The sequence below is a fragment of the Nocardia sp. NPDC057353 genome, assembly GCF_042667085.1.
Classification (GTDB): domain Bacteria; phylum Actinomycetota; class Actinomycetes; order Mycobacteriales; family Mycobacteriaceae; genus Nocardia.
Window position 1 is genome coordinate 1 of record NZ_JBHVAK010000058.1, and the last position, 17,694, is coordinate 17,694.

Below are 17,694 nucleotides of genomic sequence, written 5' to 3' on the forward strand. Positions count from 1 at the left end.
CCGGGCACCTTCGGGGTGCCCGGCCCGGAGTCGTTTCCGGTGGGAGTGGAACCGATCGAGGTCGGGCTCCGTCCAATACCTCGAATGCTGCAATTCGTTGATGGGGAAGGGGGCTCTGTGCGAAGCCGAACGACCGGCCCGATGCGCGCACCCTGGTGGTCTGTGATTCCGCGTGCGGGGTTCCGCGCGCTGCTCGCGGCAGCCGCGCTATCCGGCGCGGCCGCCTGCTCCGAAATAGTTCCGGGGGATGCACGCGCCACGGGCGTGCTGGAGATCGGCGACTGCACCGCAGCACCCGTCGGCATGGGCGTGCATCGGGGTCCGGTCACGCTGTCGGACTGTGCCGATCCGGCGGCGACGCAGCAGGTCGTCGCCGTCGGTGACGGAGCCCGCGACTACGACTGCGCCGACTTCGAGGGGCTGATCATCATCTCCGGGATCGGGATACGGGGTGGCGATATCCTGCACGCCTGCACCAGGCCGAACCTGAGCGTCGGCAGCTGCTACACCGTGCTGGCGCGCCTCTTCACCTACAGCCCCGGTTGCACCGAACCGAGGGCGATCCGGCTGGTCCGCAAAGTGCCCGCCATGAAGGACACCGCCGAGTGCGACCCACCACTCGCCGCCGGTGAGCAGATGGACTACATCCGCGCGAAGGTCCAGAACTTCATCGACGAGGAGACCGGCATGGGGTACTGCTTTCGCGAGACATAGCGGAACGGTCCACGGTCTCAGCCGCTGTAGTCCTGCACGAAGGCATTCGTGACCACTGCGACGACGCCGGGCCCCATCCCCGTGCAGCCCGCGGTGACCCGCTGCCCGTCGGGCGTGAACGGATAGCTGAGCACCGGGTAGGGGCCGATGGCGTAGAGCGGGAACGGGCCGCTGGCATAGAGCCCGAAGCAGTCGACGTGCAGGACGTAGCCGGTGCCGCCGTCGGGCGGGCAGGTGGCCGATGCGTCGAGCAGGGTGCGTTCGACGGTGCAGTTCTGCGGCGCGGCCTCGGCCGGGCCCGCGCCGAGGGCGATGGTGGAGGTGAGGGCGGCAGCGACGCCCGCTGCGGCGAGCAATGGTTTCTGCATGCGGTCCTTCTGGTCGGCGGGGGTGCTATCGGTCCAGCGTGCCCTCGGTCGCGGCGAAACGTTCGAGTTCGCCGATGAGCGTGTCGGCCGCGGCGGCGAGTGTGCGCTGCTCGCCTGCCGCATACGACGCCTCGAAGGACGAACCCAGCACTTCCCTGGCGCGGGTGAGGGCGGCATCGAGGCGGCTGCGCTCGGTTCCGGCGGCGTCGGCGACGCCGGTGGCGGCGGCGAGTTCGACGACGGCCGTCGCGGCGCCGAGCCGGTCGAGGAGCGGGACCAGGTTGCGCAGGCAGGTGCGCAGGAGCTGGTCGCTGCCCGCGCCGGACCAGTAGGCGACGGCGGCGCGCGCGTCGGCGATGGTGGCCGGGTCGAGCGGGGCGGTGCGGGCGCGGGCGGCGGTGGCGGCGGTGCGGCTGACTCCGGCGATGATCCGGTTGTGCACGGATTCGGCGCGGGCGATGGCGGTTTCCAGCGCGGCGAGCGCGCGGGCCGGGTCGGTGTCGGCGAACAGCTCGCCCTCGGTGTAGGCGACCCAGGCGAGCGAGGTCGGGTTGCCGGAGCGCCGGGCCTCGGTGGCCGCGCGGGCGAGGAGCGGGGCGGCGGGGCGGCCGCTGTAGGCGGCGGCGAGGGTGTGCCCGACGGTCGCAAGGGTCGCGGCGACGTGATCGCCACTGGCGATCGCGCGGGGGTGCGCGCGGTCGTTCAGCTCGGTGACGGTGGCGAAGTCGCCGTCGGCGAGCGCCTGGTCGGAGAGGGCGTCGAGCGCGACCGATTCGTCGCGGCTGCCCGGTTCGGCGGCGGCCAGCGCGGCGGCGCCGCGGCGGCGGGCCTCGGCGGCATTGCCGACGAGCCAGTGGTGCAGCGTCGCCGCGGCGTGCGCGCCCGAACTCGCGTGCGGCTCGTCGATGTCGAGCGCCCAGCCGAGGATGTCGGCGCGTAGCCGCAGGTAGGACCAGTGCCGGTAGGCGGTCACGATGCGGCAGGCCGTTTCCGGCTGCGCGGTGAGCGCCCAGCGGAAGGCGACGGCGGCGTCGGGGACCAGCTCGTCGAGCCGGAGCGACCAGCGCGGCTCATCGGGGCCGCGGAGACCGATATCGGCGTGTTCGACCGCGGTGACCAGCCAGGCGGCGTGGGCGCGGCGGGCGGCGGTCAGTTCGGCGGCGGAGCCGTCGGTGCGGGCGAAGGTGCGCAGCGTCTCGAGCATGCGGTACCGACCGGGGCCGGTCGGGCGCGGCCGCACGAGCAGGGAGCGCTCGGCGAGGCAGGCGACCAGCTCCGCGGCGTGCCGGTCCGGCGGATCCGCCGCCGCGCGGGCGTCGGCGGCGGCGAGCACCCCCGCGGCGGCATCGAGGTCGAATTCGCCCGCGAAGACGGCGAACAGGCGGAAAGCGCGCGCCTCGTCCGGGTCGAGCAGGTCGCAGGACCAGGCGATGGTCGCGGCCAGCGTGTGCTGCCGCCGGGCGGCCAGCGGCGAACCGCCGCGCAGCAGGTCGAGGCGGTGCGTCAGGTGGGCGGCCAGGTCGTCCAGGGTGAGCGCGCCGAGCCTGCCCGCGGCGAGTTCGATGGCGAGCGGCAGCCCGTCCAGGCGGCGGACCAGGGCGGCGACGGTGCGGCGGACGGCGGGGTCGTCGCGGCACGCGGCGAACTCGGGGGCGGCGGCGGTGGCGCGCTCGACGAAGAGGGTGACGGCGGGGGCGGCGGCGGAATCCGGGTCGGGGAGTTGCAGCGGCGGCAGCGGATACACCTGCTCGGCGGCGATGCCGAGCCGCTGCCTCGAGGTGGCGAGGACGCGCAGGCGCGGGGACGAGCCGAGGGCGAGTTCGGCCAGCGCGGCGGAGGCGGTGAGCAGGTGCTCGCAGTTGTCGAGCACCAGGAGGCCGTCCAGTTCGGCGAGCCGGTGGCGCAGCGCGGTCTCGAAGACGGCGCCGGGCCGCACCTCGACGCCGACCGCATCGGCCACGGTGCGGGCGACCGCCTCGGCGGTGGTCACGGCGGCGAGGTCGGCCCACCAGTGCCGGTGCGCGGCGGCGGCGACCGCGGTGAGGCTGGTCTTGCCGACACCGCCGGGGCCGACCACGGTGATGGCGCGATGCAGCTCCAGCAGGGTGTTCAGGGCGCTGAGCTGCGCGTCGCGCCCGATCAGTCGTCGCAGCGCCGGGCCGCGGGCCGCATCCGCCCGCCCTGGCGCGGTCTCCGCCGAGACTCCTGCCGTCGAGCCGGAAGCCGCCGCCGCTCGCGCCACCGAAGCGACCTGCGGAACGGCCGCTGCAACGACCGGAACGACGTCTGCTCCCACCGGAACAGGAGCTGCCGCGGCTGCTGCCACTGGATCGGCTCCCACCTCCCCCGCTGAAACGGATACCGCCGCCATCGGAATGGCATCCGCACCCACCGGTTCCCGCCGCAGCACCCGCCCGTGCAACTCCACCAGCGCGGGCGACGGATCGAGCCCGAGCTCCTCGGCGAGCGCCCGCCGATACTCGTCGAACACCCGCAACGCCCCGACCTGATCCCCGGGGGCGAGCGCCTCGATCAGCAACCGCACCCGACGCTCCCGCAACGGCGCCGCCGACACCAGCGCCCGCAGCTCCGCGACCACCTCGCCCCCGCGCCCCAGCGCCACCAGCGCCCCGGCCCGCTCCTCCCGCGCCACCTCGAAGCGCTCACCCAACTCCGCCGCCTCCGCCTGCGCGGGACCGGTTGCGAACCGCCCCCACGGCTCACCGCCCCACAGCGCCAGCGCGCTCTCCCAGCGAATCAGCGCCGCCGCGGGATGCTCACCCACCGGCACCGCTGTACGCCGCAGGAACTCGTCCGCATCGAGCGCGACCCCCTCCCGATCGAGGCGGTACCCGGCCTCGGAGTGCCGCAGCACCGGCACCCCGAGCGCCCGCCGCAGCCGCGCGACCGTCGTGTGCAGCGCGGCCCGCGGATCGCCCGGCTCCGACTCCGTCCACAGCTCCTCCACCAGCCGCGAAACGGAGACCGCTCGCCCGCGGGCGAGCAGCAGCAGCGCGAGCAGCAGCCCGGGCCGACCGGGCGGAAACGGCCCGGCACCCAGCCGCAACTCCCCCAGCACGCGGATCTCGAGCACAGCGCACCTCGTGGTCGATGCCGACAGGTCGGGTTCAGCATGCCGACTGCTCCCGCCCCGGGCCACCCCTGTCAGCGCGGTGACAGCCGACTGTCAGCGCCGGGGCGCACCGTAGGAACGTCGCCAACCCCCGACCTACGGAGCAGACCATGAAATCGGACGAGCTCGCCGACCACCTCTTCACCGCCGTCCTCGGCACGTTCGACGTGCTCGGCGTGCACATCGGCTCCAGTTTCGGCCTCTACGACCTGCTCACCGAGCAGCCGCACACCTCCGCCGAGGCCGCCGCGGCCGCGGGCATGGCCGAGCGGTACTGCCGGGAGTGGCTGGAGCAGCAGACTGTCGCGGGGCTGATCGATGTCGACGACCCCGCGCTGCCCGCGCCCGAACGCCGCTACACCCTCCCCGCCGAGCACGCACCCGTCCTCTGCGACCGGGACAGCCTCAGCTACTTCACCCCGTTCGCCCGGGTCGTCGCCGCCGCGGCGGTGCAGCTGCCCGCGCTGCTGGAGGCGTACCGGACCGGCGGCGGAGTCGGCTGGCACGAGTACGGCGAGGTCATGCGGACCGGCCAGGCCGACGCCAACCGCCCGCTCTTCCTGCACGTCCTCGGCTCCGACTGGCTGCCCGCGCTGCCCGCGGCGCACCGCGCGCTCACCGCGGGCGGCCGGGTCGCCGACATCGGCTGCGGCGACGGCTGGTCCGCGATCGGCATCGCGCTCGCCTACCCGAACGCGCGGGTCGACGGCTTCGACCTCGACCCCGCCTCGATCGAGGCCGCCCGCGCCAACGCCGCAGGCTACGGCCTCGGCGACCGGGTGCGGTTCCACCACGCCGACGTCGCCGACCTCACCGCCGCCGAGCGGTACGACCTGGTCACCGCCTTCGAGTGCGTGCACGACATGCCCGACCCGGTCGGCGTCCTGCGCGCCGCCCGCGCCATGGCCCGCCCCGACGGCACCGTCCTCGTCATGGACGAGCGGGTCCCGGAGACCTTCTCCGGACCCGGCGACCCCGTCGAGCAGCTCATGTACGGCATGTCGCTGCTGATCTGCCTGCCCGACGGCCTGTCGCACGCCGGCTCCGTCGGCACCGGCACCGTCATGCGCCCCGACACCCTGCGCCGCTACGCGCACGAGGCAGGCTTCGCCCGGCTCGAGGTGCTCGACATCGACCACGACCTGTTCCGCCTTTACCAGCTGCACCCCTGACCCCGGCCGGGCCGCCGACACCCCGCGGCGGCCCGCACCCGACTGCTACCGTCGATTCCGTGAGTGACACCGGGGGAACACCTGTCGCCGTCGTGCCGGAAAAGGTGCGCGAAGTCGGCCAATACGTCTACGACCTCGCCGAAACCCTGCGCGGCGCCCTGCAATCCGCCGCCCGCGATGTCGACCGCCTCACCACCGAGAGCTGGACCGGCGACGCCGCCGCCGAATTCGCCACCGGCTGGACCGATGTCCGCGATGGCGGCACCGCGATCATCGACGCACTCGCCGTCCTCGCCGAGAAGCTCGGCGTCAGCGCCGCGAACTACGAGAAGCAGGAGTCGGAATCCGCGACCCTGCTGAACATGTAGATGAGTTCGCAGTTCTCGGTCGACCTGGAAGAACTCGACAACATCGTCACCCGGGTCTCCGCCCTCGCCTCCTTCATCGCCGAAAACCTGGACGAGGTCGACGACCGGATCGCCACCCTGACCGGCACCGGCTGGGAAGGCGTCGCCGCCGCTGCCTACGCCGACGCGCACCGCCAATGGTCCGCCGGAGCGCGGGAATTCGTCACCGGGCTGCGGGACATGAGCGACGCCGCGCGCACCATGCACACCCGCTACACCCGGGCCAACGACCTGAACCGGCGGATGGTCGGCGGCGGATGAGTCAGAGCGTCGACTGGCAGGTGTACTACGACGCCGCGCAGAAGTGTCATGACCTGGCCGGCGAGATCCGTAAAGCGGACGCCCCGCTGCACGCGGCCATCAAGAACGAGTGCGTGGGCATGGCCGGTGACGCCCCCGGCTGCAAGCAGTGGGGCGAAGCCTACGACCGTTCCGCCCGAGAAACCCTCCAGACCTGCACCAATATCGCCGACGCGCTGTCCAACCTGGGCTACGTGCTCTCCGCCTTCGGCTACAACCACGGCATCGCGAACCGCAGCAATCCCGCTCCCGCCCGGCCGACCGTCGGCGAGATCGACGTCTGCCACATCTCCATCCCCACCTCGGTCGCCGACAACGGGCCCGGGCTCTCCCGGCACGCCGACGATGTCGACATTTTCGAGAGCCTGCTAGGGAAGGTCGTGGCGGAGTTCGGCAAACTCCCCAACGGCGACGTCGACAAGCTGGAGCGCGCGGCGACAGCATGGAAGAACTTCTCGACGCACGACATCATCGCGAATGCGAGCGCCAGGGTGGCCGCGATCGCAGGCTTGCTCGAGCCGATGCGCGACGAGAACCTGGAGCCGATCCGCGATCACATCGAGTCGGTGCGCAAGGGAGCGGAGAATCTGCGCACCGCGTCACTCGCGCTGGCCACTCCGGTCGCGGACTACCACTCGGGCACGATGGCGGTACAGTCCGCGGTGACCTCTGCCAAGTGGGCGGCCGGTCTCACGGTCGCCGCTGCGGCGGCCGCCTTCTTCTTCACCCTCGGCGGCAGCGCCGCGCTGGGCGCCGGTGGGGTCACCGCGATCGTGGCGAACACCGTGAACACCATTCGCAATGTGTATCAGGCCAGCAATCTCATTCGCGCCGTCGGCCTGGCGGTGGCCACCGCCGGCGCGGTCGGCGTCGTCAAGGCATTCGACGGCGTACCGAGTCTGACGGAGATGACAACTGGCCTGGCGTCCATCATCGCGATGCGCGTATTCCTCGACGACGAGACGGACTCCGAGGGCTCGTCCCGGGACGTCACGGTTCCCGCCACCGGCCCCACGAACGCCGAAGAAGTTCAGGACATCCTGCTGGACCGCACCGAGCCGGGAAGGAACAAGCCGCACCGGCAATTGGGGACCGAAGCCGAGATCCGCGAACTGTACGATGACCTGGCTCGCGGTGGCGAGCCGGTCACCGGAAACGATTTCCCCGGAAAGGTCACGCGCTTGCCGGACGGCACCGAGGTGAAGCTTCGAGAGTCGAGTACCAGCGGTGGCACGACGATCGAGATCAAGTATCCCGGCGCTCGACCGAGAAAGGTGCACCTCCCCTGATGAACGAGAAGGCGGAGAACTTCCTTCTGCATGCGATCTCGGACGACTGGACGCCGCTCAGCGAGTTCGACGTCATCTTGTCCACATTGCAACCGGAAGACTACAGCCGCGCCTTCGTGCTCGACGCCATCCGGCAGTTCGGTGAGCGCGGATGGATCCGCTTCGGCTCCTTCACCGGCCCCGGCAACGCATGGACTCCCTGGGACATTTCCGTGCAGCAGGCGATTTCGCGTGTTGCCGATGGTTACGAGGGGCGCGTCGGATACCTGCACATGGACCCGGTCGAGGTGGACCGAAGCGAGATCCTTCGAGCGGAAATCACCGAGGCCGGCCTGGAGCGGCTGCGGCAGCTCGGCGACCCGTACGACAACTACGGCGACCCCTGGGCCGACGACCCGCTCTCCCGCGCGGACCCGTGAGCGGAACGGCCGATGACAGGGTGGTCGAGTGACAGCGGAAGCGGTACTCGACTTCGCTGACCACGCATTCCTCAACTTCCGTCATTTCGACTTCGACCAGGACGGTCGCCACGGATTCCGCTGGGTGGACAGCAAGAAGTACATCGTTCAGCAGCCCGGGGCCACCGATGCCGAAATCCTGCGCGCCCTGATCGACTCCACGGCGTATCGAGACAACTACATCGGTGGTGGAATCGAGCCGGGCGGAACCCGGCACGGACCCTACTGGCTGCGCAACATCTCGGTCGACTCCTACCGCGACATCTCGCGCGACGAGGCGGTGGCCGTTGTCGACCGCTGGCTTCGCGCCGCCGGATCCGTCCCCGACGAGCTCATGACCGACCTGATCGCCGAGGTGTTCGAGCCGATCGGCACCGCCACCGCGATCTACGAACTCCGCGACCTCGGCGAAGCCGCAATGAGCGACCTCGGCCTGAGCAACGGTGAGTTCCACGAACTGGTGCTGCTCGATCGAGCGAACGCGTCGCTCCGCATGATCGTCGCCTCCGACGACTAACCCCCCACAACCTCCCCGCGCAACGCCTCCGCCAACCCCGGACTCAACGCGGCAGCGAACGCCACCAGGGAATCCACCAGCAACTCCACCAGCTCGTCCCGGGACACCGCCTCGGTCCGCAACCAGGTCAACGTCGTCTCCTCGACGAACGCGATCCACCCCCGCATGCCGAGCAGCAACCGCGGCCGCTCGGACTCGGAGATGTGCACCGGCGCTTCGCTGAGGATGATCCCGATGATGGCGTCGCGGGTGGCGTCGACCAGCGGCGCCAGCTCCAGGCTGGTGCTGGTCGGCCCGCGGAGCAGGGCGGCGTAGGATGTCCGGTTCTCGCTGACGTAGTCGATGTACCGCTCGATGGAGTCGCGCAGTTTGGCGTAGATGCCGAGCCCGGGGTCGGGGGTCACGCGCTCCAGGAGCTCGGCGTTGGCGTGGTGCACGATCGCCAGGTGGAAGTCCTGCTTGGTCGGGAAGTAGTGGAAGAGCAGGCCGCGGGAGATGCCCGCCTGTTCGGCGATCTCGCTGACCGAGATGTCCTCGATGGCGCGCTCGCCGAGCATCCTGGCGCCGAGGGTGATGAGTTGCAGGCGCCGCTCGTCCGGGCTCAATCGGACACGTTTGGCGCTCTCCCCTTGGCTTCTGCGGTTCACCCGGCTCATCCTACTGACCACTGCTCAATACTGTTGACTGCTGCTCAATAAACTCGTACTCTCGGTTACATGAGTCGCAAGGTTACAGACAAGGGTGTCGAGCGGCGACACGTGCGCACGATCATCGTGGGGAGCGGGTTCGCCGGGCTCGGGCTCGCGATCCGGCTGAAGCAGCAGCGCCGCGACGACTACCTGGTCCTGGAGCGGGGCAGCGAGGTCGGCGGCACCTGGCGGGACAACACCTACCCGGGCGCCGCCTGCGACGTCCCCTCGCACCTGTACTCGTACTCCTTCGCGCTCAACCCGGACTGGACGCGCTCGTTCTCCAAGCAGGGCGAGATCCAGCAGTACATCCGCGGCGTAGCCGAGAAGTACGGCGTGCTGGGCAAGCACGTCTTCGACTGCGACGTCACCTCGGTGCGCTGGAACGCCGAGACCTCGCGCTGGGACATCGACTCCAGCAGGGGCTCCTTCACCGCCGACACCGTGGTCTCCGCGGTCGGCGCGCTCTGCGAGCCCGCGCTCCCGGACATCAAGGGCATCAACGACTTCGAGGGCGAGGTCTTCCACTCCGCCCGCTGGAACCACGATGCCGACCTGACCGGCAAGCGGGTGGCGATCATCGGCACCGGCGCCTCGGCCATCCAGATCGTGCCGTCGATCGCCCCGAAGGTCGCGCACCTGGACGTCTACCAGCGCACCGCGCCCTGGCTGCTGCCCCGCTTCGACCGGCCGTACACCGCGCTGGAGAAGCTGGCCTTCAAGCACATCCCGGGCGCGCAGCGGCTCTCCAGGGCGGGCATCTACGCCGCCAGGGAGACCCAGGTGGTCGGGCTGGCCAAGTTCCCGGCGCTGATGAACATCTTCGAGTTGATCGCCCGCGCCAAGCTGCGGCACGAGATCTCCGATCCCGAGCTGCGCGCGAAGGTCACCCCGAACTTCCGGATCGGCTGCAAGCGCATGCTGATCTCGAACGACTACTACCCGGCGCTGGACCGGGACAACGTCGACGTGGTCACCGACGGCATCGCCGAGATCCGGGCGAACTCCATTGTCACCAGGGACGGCACCGAGCGCGAGATCGACGCGCTGATCGTCGCCACCGGCTTCCACGTGACCGATTCGCCGACCTACAACGCCATCGTCGGCCCGGACGGCCGCACCCTCTCCGAGGTCTTCGACCAGCAGGGCCAGCAGGCGTACAAGGGCGCGGCGATCGCGGGCTTCCCGAACCTGTTCTTCCTGGTCGGCCCGAACGTCGGGCTCGGCCACACCTCGATGGTCTACATGATCGAGTCGCAGATCAACTACGTCGCCGACGCGCTGGGCGCGGTGGCGCGACAGGGGCTGCGCACGGTCGAGGTGCGCCGCGAGGTGCAGGACAGCTACAACGCCGCGCTGCAGCAGAAGCTGGCGGGCACGGTCTGGAACACCGGCGGCTGCGCCAGCTGGTACCTGGACAAACACGGCAACAACACCACGCTGTGGCCGGACTTCACCTTCCGCTTCCGCAGCCAGACCAAGAAGTTCGACGTCGCGGCCTACTCGACCACGAAGGCCGCGGCCGATCAGAAAGCAGTGGTACCGCAGTGAGCAGTAGGAACGCGTACTTCACCGGCAAGGTCTGCGTGATCACCGGCGCGGGCTCCGGCATCGGCCGGGCACTGGCCGAGAACCTGGCGGGGCGCGGGGCCAAGCTCGCGCTCTCCGACATCGACGCCGAGGGGCTGGCCGAGACGGTCCGGCGCTGCGAGGCGCTGGGCGCGCAGGTCAAGGCGGACCGGCTGGACGTCTCCGAGCGCGAGGCCGTGCTGCTCTACGCCGACGCGGTCAAGGCGCACTTCGGCGTGGTGCACCAGATCTACAACAACGCGGGCATCGCCTACCACGGCGACGTGCTGCACTCGGGGTTCAAGGACATCGAGCGGATCATGGACGTCGACTTCTGGGGCGTCGTGAACGGCACCAAGGCGTTCCTGCCGATGCTCATCGAGTCCGGCGACGGCCACGTCGTCAATGTCTCCAGCCTGTTCGGGCTGATCGCGGTGCCGAGCCAGAGCGCGTACAACTCGGCCAAGTTCGCGGTGCGCGGCTTCACCGAGTCGTTGCGCCAGGAGATGCTGCTCGGCAAGCAGCCGGTGCAGGTCACCTGCGTGCACCCGGGCGGCATCAAGACCGCGGTGGCCCGCAACGCCACCTACGCGGAGAACGTCGACGGCGCCAACGCGGCTTCGCTCTTCGACAAGAAGCTCGCCATGCACACCCCGGAGATGGCCGCCGAGACCATCACCGACGGCGTGCGCAAGGGCCACGGCCGGGTGCTGATCGGCTGGGAGGCCAAGCTGCTCGACCTGTTCGTGCGCATCACCGCCTCCGGCTACCAGCGGATTTCCGCGCGGGTCCAGCGGGGCGTGCTGCCGTGAGCGACCTGCGCGAGCTGAACCTGCCGCTGCCGGTGGTGCGGGCGATTCTCACCCCGCTCTACTGGGCGTCGCTGCACGCCAGGATGCCCTTCCCGGTGCAGCGCAAGCTGCTCGACGCCTCCTCGCGGGTGCAGCTGCTGCCCGCGGGCGCGGTGGTCCGGAAGATCCGGCTGGCCGGGCGGCCCGCCGAGCGGCTGACGGTCGGCACCACCCCGACCGACACCGAGGCGGGCGCCATCCTCTACCTGCACGGCGGCGGCTACGTGGTCGGCTCGCTGGCCACGCACCGCTCGCTCGGCGCCCGGTTGGCCCGCGCCGCCCGGTGCCCGGTCTACTCGCTGGACTACCGGCTGGCGCCCGAGCACCCGCTGCCCGCCGGACTCGAGGACGCCGAGGCGGCCTTCCTCGAGCTGGTCGCCAAGCACGGTTACCGCCCGGAGCGGATCGCCATCTCCGGCGACTCCGCGGGCGGCGGGCTCGCGCTCGCGCTGGCCCAGCGGCTGATCGCGAAGCACGGCATCACCCCGGCCGCGCTCGGGCTGATCGCGCCGTGGTCCGACCCGAACGCGATCCCGGAGCGCGAGCGCGACCTGGTGGTCAGCAAGCCGTGGTCGCGGCTCTGCGCCACCGCCTACCTGGGCGCCGCCGACTGCGGCGACTTCAGCTACGCCCCGCTCAGCGGCGTGCTGCACGCGCTGCCGCCCACCTACGTCCAGGTGGACGAGAGCGAGCTGCTGCACCCGCAGTGCGTCGAGCTGGTCGAGAAGCTGCGCGCGGCGGGCGTGCACGTGCGGTTCACCGAGAGCCGCGGGCTCTGGCACGTGGCCCAGCTGCAGGCCGGGCTGACCAGACCCGCCGCCGCCGTATTGTCCGAGATGGCCGAATTCCTGCGCGACGCACTACACCCGGCCGACCTGCGGGAACTAGGATAGCTCCAGCGGTTCCAGCAGACCGGGTGGCTTGTTGCTCCCTCGGCGCCGAAGCGGTGGCCGAGCTCACGTGTCCGCCCGGGGTGTCGTAGATTACTGGCGAGTAAACCCACGTGGAAGGGCACTGATGCGAGAGTTCGAAGTCCCGGCTTCCTACCGAATTCCGGACGACGCGAACAATTCCGACAACGTTTTCCGGCACGCCGAGCGGACGCCGGACGCGGTCGTCTTCAACGTCCCGAACGGCACCAACAGCTGGCGCGACGTGACGGCGGCGGAGTTCGCGACGGCGGTCACCGGGGTGGCCAAGGGGCTGATCGCCTCCGGCATCGAGCTCGGTGACCGGGTCGCGATCATGGCCGCGACCCGCTACGAGTGGGCCGTCCTCGACTTCGCGATCTGGGCCGCGGGCGGCTGCACCGTCGCGATCTACGACAGCTCGGCCGCCGAGCAGGCCACCTGGATCCTGCAGGACTCCGCCACCAAGCTGCTGGTGATCGAGAACGCCAAGCACCGCGCGGTGATCGACGAGATCGCCGACGGCGCGCTGCCCGACCTGCGCGAGACGCTGGAGATCGACGGCGGCGCGATCGAGGAGCTGACCAGGCGCGGCGCCGAGCTCGGCGACGAGGCGGTGCACGAGCGGCGCGGGCAGGTGAACGCGGCCTCGCCCGCCACCCTGATCTACACCTCGGGCACCACCGGGCGGCCCAAGGGCGTCATGCTCACGCACGCCAACCTCTACGCCGAATCGCAGTCCGACCGGATCGCGCTCGGCAAGTACGTGACCGAGGGCAAGAAGACCCTCATGTTCCTGCCGCTGGCGCACGTCTTCGCCCGCGCGGTCGCGCTCGCCGCGTTCGACGCCAAGGTGGTCGTGGCGCACACCGCGGACTGGACCACCCTGGTCGAGCAGTTCGGCGCCTACCAGCCGCACTTCATCCTCTCGGTGCCGCGCGTCTTCGAGAAGGTCTTCAACAGCGCGAAGCAGAAGGCGCACGACGGCGGCAAGGGCAAGATCTTCGACGCCGCCGCGGCGACCGCCATCGAGTGGTCCGAGGCGCAGGACAGGGGCGGCGCCGGGCTGGTGCTCAAGGCCAAGCACGCGCTCTTCGACAAGCTGGTCTACAGCAAGCTCAAGGCCGCGCTCGGCGGGCAGTGCGAGGCCGCGGTCTCCGGCGGCGGGCCGCTCGGCGCGCGGCTCGGGCACTTCTTCCGCGGCGTCGGCGTCACCATCTACGAGGGCTACGGCCTCACCGAGTCGACCGCGGCGGTCACCGTGAACACCCCCGAGCACATTCGGGTCGGCTCGGTCGGGCGGCCGATCGAGGGCCACGCCGCCAAGATCGCCGAGGACGGCGAGCTGCTGATCAAGGGCTCGGTCATCTTCGGCGGGTACTGGGGCAACTCCGAGGCCACCGAGGACGCCTTCGTCGACGGCTGGTTCAAGACCGGCGACCTCGGCTCGATCGACGGCGACGGCTTCGTCACCATCACCGGCCGGAAGAAGGAGATCATCGTCACCGCCGGTGGCAAGAACGTCTCCCCCGCCGTGCTGGAGGACTCGCTGCGCGCGCACCCGCTGATCAGCCAGGTCATGGTGGTCGGCGACGGCAAGCCGTTCATCGCCGCGCTGGTCACGCTCGACCCGGAGGCGCTGCCCGGCTGGGCCGAGCGGCACGGGCTGCCCGCCGACACCTCGGTGGCCAAGCTCGCGGAGAACGCCGACCTGGTCGCCGAGGTCGAGGCGGCCATCGCCGAGACCAACAAGAAGGTCTCCAAGGCCGAGCAGATCAAGAAGATCAAGGTGCTCGACGTGGACTGGACCCAGGAGGGTGGGCAGCTCACGCCGAAGATGTCGCTCAAGCGGGCGGTCGTCATGAAGGAGTTCGCCACCCAGGTGGAGAACCTCTACGCCTGACGTTCCCCGTCTCGCCCAGCGCCGCCGTGGATTTTCCCGGCGGCACTGTGCTGTGTGCTGGGTAGTGTCGGGGTATGAGAACGCGGGCCTGGGCGGGGATCGCCGCCGGGGCGGTGACTCTCGGCGTCGCCGAGCTGCTCGCCGGGGTGCTGAAACCGGAGGCGTCGCCGCTGCGGGTGCTCGGGGACGCGGTCGTCGACCACTCGCCGCGCGGGTTGCGCGAGTGGGCCATCGAGACGTTCGGGACCGCGGACAAGGTGGTGCTGGTCGTCGCCATGCTGGTGGTGGCGGTGCTGGTCTCGGCGCTCGCCGGGCTGCTCGGGCGGGCCGGAGCCTGGGTCCTCGCGGTATTCGGGGTCGGGGTCGTCGCGCTCGCCGTCGCCGCGGCGGGGGTTCTCGCGGCGGTGCCGACGGTGGTCGGGGTTGCCGCCGGGATCTGGGTCCTGCTGTGGGCGCTCGAAAAGCGGCACGGGGGTGGGGTGCCGGGTCCTGGCCGGAGCGATGCCGAAGGTGGCGAGTCGGAGGGCGATACCCGGGTGGTCGAACCCGGGGCGCGGATGGGTCACACGGTCGCGGGTTCGACAGCGGACGTCCGCGGCGGGTCCGCGGGCGGCGACCGGGTCGGAACCGGGTCGGTCGATATCGCGGATCGGCGGCGGGTGCTGCGCGGGCTCGCGCTGGCCACGGGCGCGGGGATCGCGGCGGGGTTGGCGGGGCGCGCGCTGGGGGCGCTGCGGAAGGACGTCTCCGGCGAGCGCGCGGGCGTCGCGCTGCCGCCCGCCCAGGAACCTCTGCTCGACCCGCCGGTCGGCGCCGACCTGCGCACGCCGGGTCTCACCCCGTACCTCACCCGGAACGCCGACTTCTACCGCATCGACACCGCGCTGACCGTCCCGCAGGTGTCGATCGAGGACTGGTCGCTGCGCATCCACGGCATGGTCCAGCGCGAGATCATCCTGCGCTGGGCCGATCTCGCCGAGCGCCCCGCTGTCGAACGCCTCACCACCCTGGCCTGCGTCTCCAACCCGGTCGGCGGCGACCTCATCGGCAATGCCCGCTGGCTCGGCTACCGGCTGGACGCGCTGCTCGCCGAGGCGGGGCCGCTCGCGGGTGCCGACATGGTGCTCTCCCGCAGCGCCGACGGCTGGACCGCGGGCACCCCGCTCACCGCGCTCACCGATGGACGGGACGCGCTGCTCGCCATCGGCATGAACGGGGAGCCGCTGCCGGTGGCGCACGGGTACCCGGCGCGGCTGGTGGTGCCGGGGCTGTACGGGTACGTCTCCGCCACCAAATGGGTCACCGAGCTGGAGGTGACCCGGTTCGATCGGGCCACCGCCTACTGGACCAAGCGCGGGTGGGCCGCCGAGGGGCCGATCAAGACCGGGACCAGGATCGATACGCCCGCGGCGAGTGCCCGCCTGAAGCCGGGGCGGATCCCGGTGGCCGGGGTGGCGTGGGCGCAGCATCGCGGGATCGCCGCGGTCGAGGTGCAGGTGGACGACGGGCCGTGGGAGCAGGCTCGGCTCGCCGCCGATGTTTCCGTGGATACCTGGCGGCAGTGGGTGTACGAGTGGGATGCCGCTCCCGGTCCGCATACGTTGCGGGCGCGGGCCACCGACGGGACCGGGGTGGTGCAGACCGCCGAGGTGGCGGCGGCGATTCCCGACGGGGCCAGTGGTTATCCGGCGGTATTCGTCCGGGTCGGGTGAGAAGAAAGTTCTATTTTCGCGGGGCTCCGCCCCGCCCCCGGCAGCAGGCTGCAAAGCCGCGCTTCACCCGCGGGTTCTCTGCCGCAGCCCACCCGCGGGGCTCCGCCCCGTACCCCGCCCGCGGGGTCTGTGCCGCGGCCCACCCGCGCGACGGACTTCTACGCGGCCGTGCCCGCCGGTTCCGCTTCCTTGACCGGCCCGGACCCACTCCGCTCGTGTCGGACGAAGAGCGCCGAGGCGACGACGCCGATGAGCAGCACCCCGGCGGGCAGCAGGATGGACTCGGCGAGCGCGGTGCTGAACTTGTCCCGCACGAACTCCGGGACCGGCCCTCCGCCCATCCCCTCGCCCGCGGGCCCACCCTCGAGCCCCACCGCCGCGATCCGCGCCGAGATCAGCGCGGAGATGGCCGCGCTGCCGAGCACCGACCCCACCTGCCTGGTGGTGTTGTAGATCCCGGCCCCCGCCCCGGCCTGGTGCACCGGCAGGTTGTGCGTGGCGGTCGAGGCCAGCGGCGCCCAGATGCAGGAGTTGGAGAACCCGGCGAGCACGCCCGCGAGCACGAACAGGATCAGCGGGCTGTCCGGCGTCATCACCGCGGCGATCCAGAACAGCGACACCGCGAAGAGCGTGAAGCCGATGGTCGGCACCACCCGCGGGTGCAGCCGGTCGGAGAACCGGCCGATCACCGGTGCCAGGATGCCGGTCGCGATCGCCATGGGGGCGAAGATCAGCGCCGAGCGGGTCGGGCTGAGGTCGCGCACCGCCTGCAGGTAGAAGTAGGCGGGCACCATGAACGCGGTCACCGCCGCGCCCATGGCCGCGATCGCCAGGTTGGAGAAGGCGAAGTTGCGGTCCCGGAACAGCCCCAGCGGCACCAGCGGCTCGCCGGTGTTGCGCGACTGGTTCCAGAGGAAGAAGGCGAGGACCACCAGCCCGCCGCCGATCATGGTCCAGATCAGCCAGTCCCAGTCCCTGGCATTGCCCTCCTGGATGCCGAAGACCAGCAGGAACATGCCGACCGCGCTGAGCACGACGCCGGGGATGTCGAACCGGTGCCGGTTGGTCGGCAGCGCGGGCACCAGCCAGACCGCCAGCGCGAAGGCGATGACGCCGACCGGGACGTTGACGATGAAGATCCACTCCCAGCCGAGGCCGTCGACCAGCACCCCGCCCAGGATCGGCCCGACCAGGGTGGCCAGCCCGGCCACGCCGCCCCACAGCCCCATGGCGGCGCCGCGCCGGTCCGGCGGGAAGGTGCGGGTGATGACGGCCATGGTCTGCGGCGTCATCAGCGCGGCGCCGATGCCCTGCGCGGCGCGCGCCGCGATCAGCATGCCGATGCTGCCGGAGAGGCCGCACCAGAGCGAGGCGCCGGTGAAGACCGCGAGGCCGACCAGGTACAGGTTCTTGGGGCCGAACCGGTCGCCGAGGCGGCCGGTGATGAGCAGCGGCACCGCGTAGGTGAGCAGGTAGGCGCTGGTCACCCAGATCACCGCGGAGATCTCGGCGTTCAGCTCTTCCATGATGGCCGGGTTGGCGACCGCGACGATCGTCATGTCCAGCAGGATCATGAAGAACCCCACCACCATGGCGAGCAGCGCGTGCCACGGGTTGCGGGTCTCTGACATCAGGAGCTCCTCGGTCGGGGCGGCGCGCGGATCTCGTCGAGCTCGCTGCTCGATGCGCACGGCGCAGTGGCAG

General features: G+C 71.2%; 16 protein-coding genes. 12 read left to right on the forward strand and 4 right to left on the reverse strand.

Annotation, left to right across the window (positions count from 1 at the left end):
* The coding region (locus ACFUUZ_RS25255) for a hypothetical protein (RefSeq protein ID WP_378700288.1) at nt 1-714 on the forward strand (714 nt) is incomplete at its 5' end.
* Between the two features lie 17 nt (nt 715-731).
* Here the strand turns inward: ACFUUZ_RS25255 and ACFUUZ_RS25260 are convergent.
* Nucleotides 732-1,082: a hypothetical protein gene (locus ACFUUZ_RS25260; protein WP_378700291.1), complete on the reverse strand. Its 351-nt coding sequence runs from the start codon at nt 1,080-1,082 to the stop codon at nt 732-734.
* A 25-nt stretch (nt 1,083-1,107) separates the two neighbouring features.
* On the reverse strand, nt 1,108-4,176 hold the full coding sequence (locus ACFUUZ_RS25265; protein WP_378700293.1) for a BTAD domain-containing putative transcriptional regulator: 3,069 nt from the start codon (nt 4,174-4,176) through the stop codon (nt 1,108-1,110).
* A gap of 149 nt (nt 4,177-4,325) precedes the next feature.
* On the opposite strand from ACFUUZ_RS25265, the gene ACFUUZ_RS25270 reads away from it, so the two are divergent.
* The 6 genes from ACFUUZ_RS25270 to ACFUUZ_RS25295 are packed head-to-tail and all read left to right on the forward strand — an operon-like array spanning nt 4,326 to nt 8,358.
* A complete protein-coding gene (locus ACFUUZ_RS25270) occupies nt 4,326-5,387 on the forward strand; it encodes a class I SAM-dependent methyltransferase (protein WP_378700295.1) in 1,062 nt (353 codons plus the stop codon).
* Nucleotides 5,388-5,446: 59 nt separating this feature from the next.
* Nucleotides 5,447-5,755, forward strand: coding sequence for a WXG100 family type VII secretion target (locus ACFUUZ_RS25275; protein ID WP_378700298.1), 309 nt, complete (start codon nt 5,447-5,449; stop codon nt 5,753-5,755).
* Complete coding sequence (locus ACFUUZ_RS25280; RefSeq protein WP_378700300.1) at nt 5,756-6,055, forward strand: WXG100 family type VII secretion target; 300 nt, start codon at nt 5,756-5,758, stop codon at nt 6,053-6,055. It abuts the gene before it with no gap.
* Nucleotides 6,052-7,383, forward strand: coding sequence for a hypothetical protein (locus ACFUUZ_RS25285; RefSeq protein ID WP_378700302.1), 1,332 nt, complete (start codon nt 6,052-6,054; stop codon nt 7,381-7,383). Before ACFUUZ_RS25280 ends, ACFUUZ_RS25285 begins: the two co-directional genes overlap by 4 nt.
* Nucleotides 7,383-7,802: a hypothetical protein gene (locus ACFUUZ_RS25290; RefSeq protein WP_378700305.1), complete on the forward strand. Its 420-nt coding sequence runs from the start codon at nt 7,383-7,385 to the stop codon at nt 7,800-7,802. The genes ACFUUZ_RS25285 and ACFUUZ_RS25290 overlap by 1 nt, the downstream gene beginning before the upstream one ends.
* Before the next feature lie 28 nt (nt 7,803-7,830).
* Nucleotides 7,831-8,358 carry a hypothetical protein gene (locus ACFUUZ_RS25295; protein WP_378700307.1) on the forward strand — a complete coding sequence of 176 codons (528 nt, stop codon included), beginning with the start codon at nt 7,831-7,833 and terminating at the stop codon, nt 8,356-8,358.
* On the opposite strand, the gene ACFUUZ_RS25300 is transcribed toward ACFUUZ_RS25295, so the two are convergent.
* Complete coding sequence (locus ACFUUZ_RS25300; RefSeq protein ID WP_378700360.1) at nt 8,355-9,014, reverse strand: TetR/AcrR family transcriptional regulator; 660 nt, start codon at nt 9,012-9,014, stop codon at nt 8,355-8,357. The two genes, ACFUUZ_RS25295 and ACFUUZ_RS25300, sit on opposite strands and share 4 nt — an antisense overlap.
* A gap of 60 nt (nt 9,015-9,074) precedes the next feature.
* On the opposite strand from ACFUUZ_RS25300, the gene ACFUUZ_RS25305 reads away from it, so the two are divergent.
* The 5 genes from ACFUUZ_RS25305 to ACFUUZ_RS25325 all read left to right on the forward strand — a co-directional run bounded on the left by ACFUUZ_RS25305 (nt 9,075) and on the right by ACFUUZ_RS25325 (nt 15,990).
* Nucleotides 9,075-10,598 carry a flavin-containing monooxygenase gene (locus tag ACFUUZ_RS25305; RefSeq protein ID WP_378700309.1) on the forward strand — a complete coding sequence of 508 codons (1,524 nt, stop codon included), beginning with the start codon at nt 9,075-9,077 and terminating at the stop codon, nt 10,596-10,598.
* On the forward strand, nt 10,595-11,428 hold the full coding sequence (locus ACFUUZ_RS25310) for an SDR family NAD(P)-dependent oxidoreductase (RefSeq protein WP_378700311.1): 834 nt from the start codon (nt 10,595-10,597) through the stop codon (nt 11,426-11,428). Before ACFUUZ_RS25305 ends, ACFUUZ_RS25310 begins: the two co-directional genes overlap by 4 nt.
* Nucleotides 11,429-11,433: 5 nt before the next feature.
* A complete protein-coding gene (locus ACFUUZ_RS25315; RefSeq protein ID WP_378700362.1) occupies nt 11,434-12,360 on the forward strand; it encodes an alpha/beta hydrolase in 927 nt (308 codons plus the stop codon).
* A 124-nt stretch (nt 12,361-12,484) separates the two neighbouring features.
* Nucleotides 12,485-14,278: an AMP-dependent synthetase/ligase gene (locus ACFUUZ_RS25320; protein ID WP_378700313.1), complete on the forward strand. Its 1,794-nt coding sequence runs from the start codon at nt 12,485-12,487 to the stop codon at nt 14,276-14,278.
* A gap of 74 nt (nt 14,279-14,352) precedes the next feature.
* Entirely contained in the window at nt 14,353-15,990 is a 1,638-nt protein-coding gene (locus tag ACFUUZ_RS25325; protein WP_378700315.1) for a molybdopterin-dependent oxidoreductase, read from the forward strand.
* Between the two features lie 158 nt (nt 15,991-16,148).
* On the opposite strand, the gene ACFUUZ_RS25330 is transcribed toward ACFUUZ_RS25325, so the two are convergent.
* Nucleotides 16,149-17,621 (reverse strand): DHA2 family efflux MFS transporter permease subunit, encoded by a 1,473-nt coding sequence (locus ACFUUZ_RS25330; RefSeq protein WP_378700317.1) that lies wholly within the window; start codon nt 17,619-17,621, stop codon nt 16,149-16,151.
* Nucleotides 17,622-17,694: the final 73 nt, after the last annotated feature.

Coding starts and splice junctions, on each gene's coding strand:
- ACFUUZ_RS25325 (WP_378700315.1), top strand. CDS start 14,353: ATGAGAACGCGGGCCTGGGCGGGGATCGCCGCCGGGGCGGTGACTCTC.
- ACFUUZ_RS25300 (WP_378700360.1), bottom strand. CDS start 9,014: ATGAGCCGGGTGAACCGCAGAAGCCAAGGGGAGAGCGCCAAACGTGTC.
- ACFUUZ_RS25270 (WP_378700295.1), top strand. CDS start 4,326: ATGAAATCGGACGAGCTCGCCGACCACCTCTTCACCGCCGTCCTCGGC.
- ACFUUZ_RS25285 (WP_378700302.1), top strand. CDS start 6,052: ATGAGTCAGAGCGTCGACTGGCAGGTGTACTACGACGCCGCGCAGAAG.
- ACFUUZ_RS25305 (WP_378700309.1), top strand. CDS start 9,075: ATGAGTCGCAAGGTTACAGACAAGGGTGTCGAGCGGCGACACGTGCGC.
- ACFUUZ_RS25320 (WP_378700313.1), top strand. CDS start 12,485: ATGCGAGAGTTCGAAGTCCCGGCTTCCTACCGAATTCCGGACGACGCG.
- ACFUUZ_RS25330 (WP_378700317.1), bottom strand. CDS start 17,621: ATGTCAGAGACCCGCAACCCGTGGCACGCGCTGCTCGCCATGGTGGTG.
- ACFUUZ_RS25290 (WP_378700305.1), top strand. CDS start 7,383: ATGAACGAGAAGGCGGAGAACTTCCTTCTGCATGCGATCTCGGACGAC.
- ACFUUZ_RS25280 (WP_378700300.1), top strand. CDS start 5,756: ATGAGTTCGCAGTTCTCGGTCGACCTGGAAGAACTCGACAACATCGTC.
- ACFUUZ_RS25260 (WP_378700291.1), bottom strand. CDS start 1,082: ATGCAGAAACCATTGCTCGCCGCAGCGGGCGTCGCTGCCGCCCTCACC.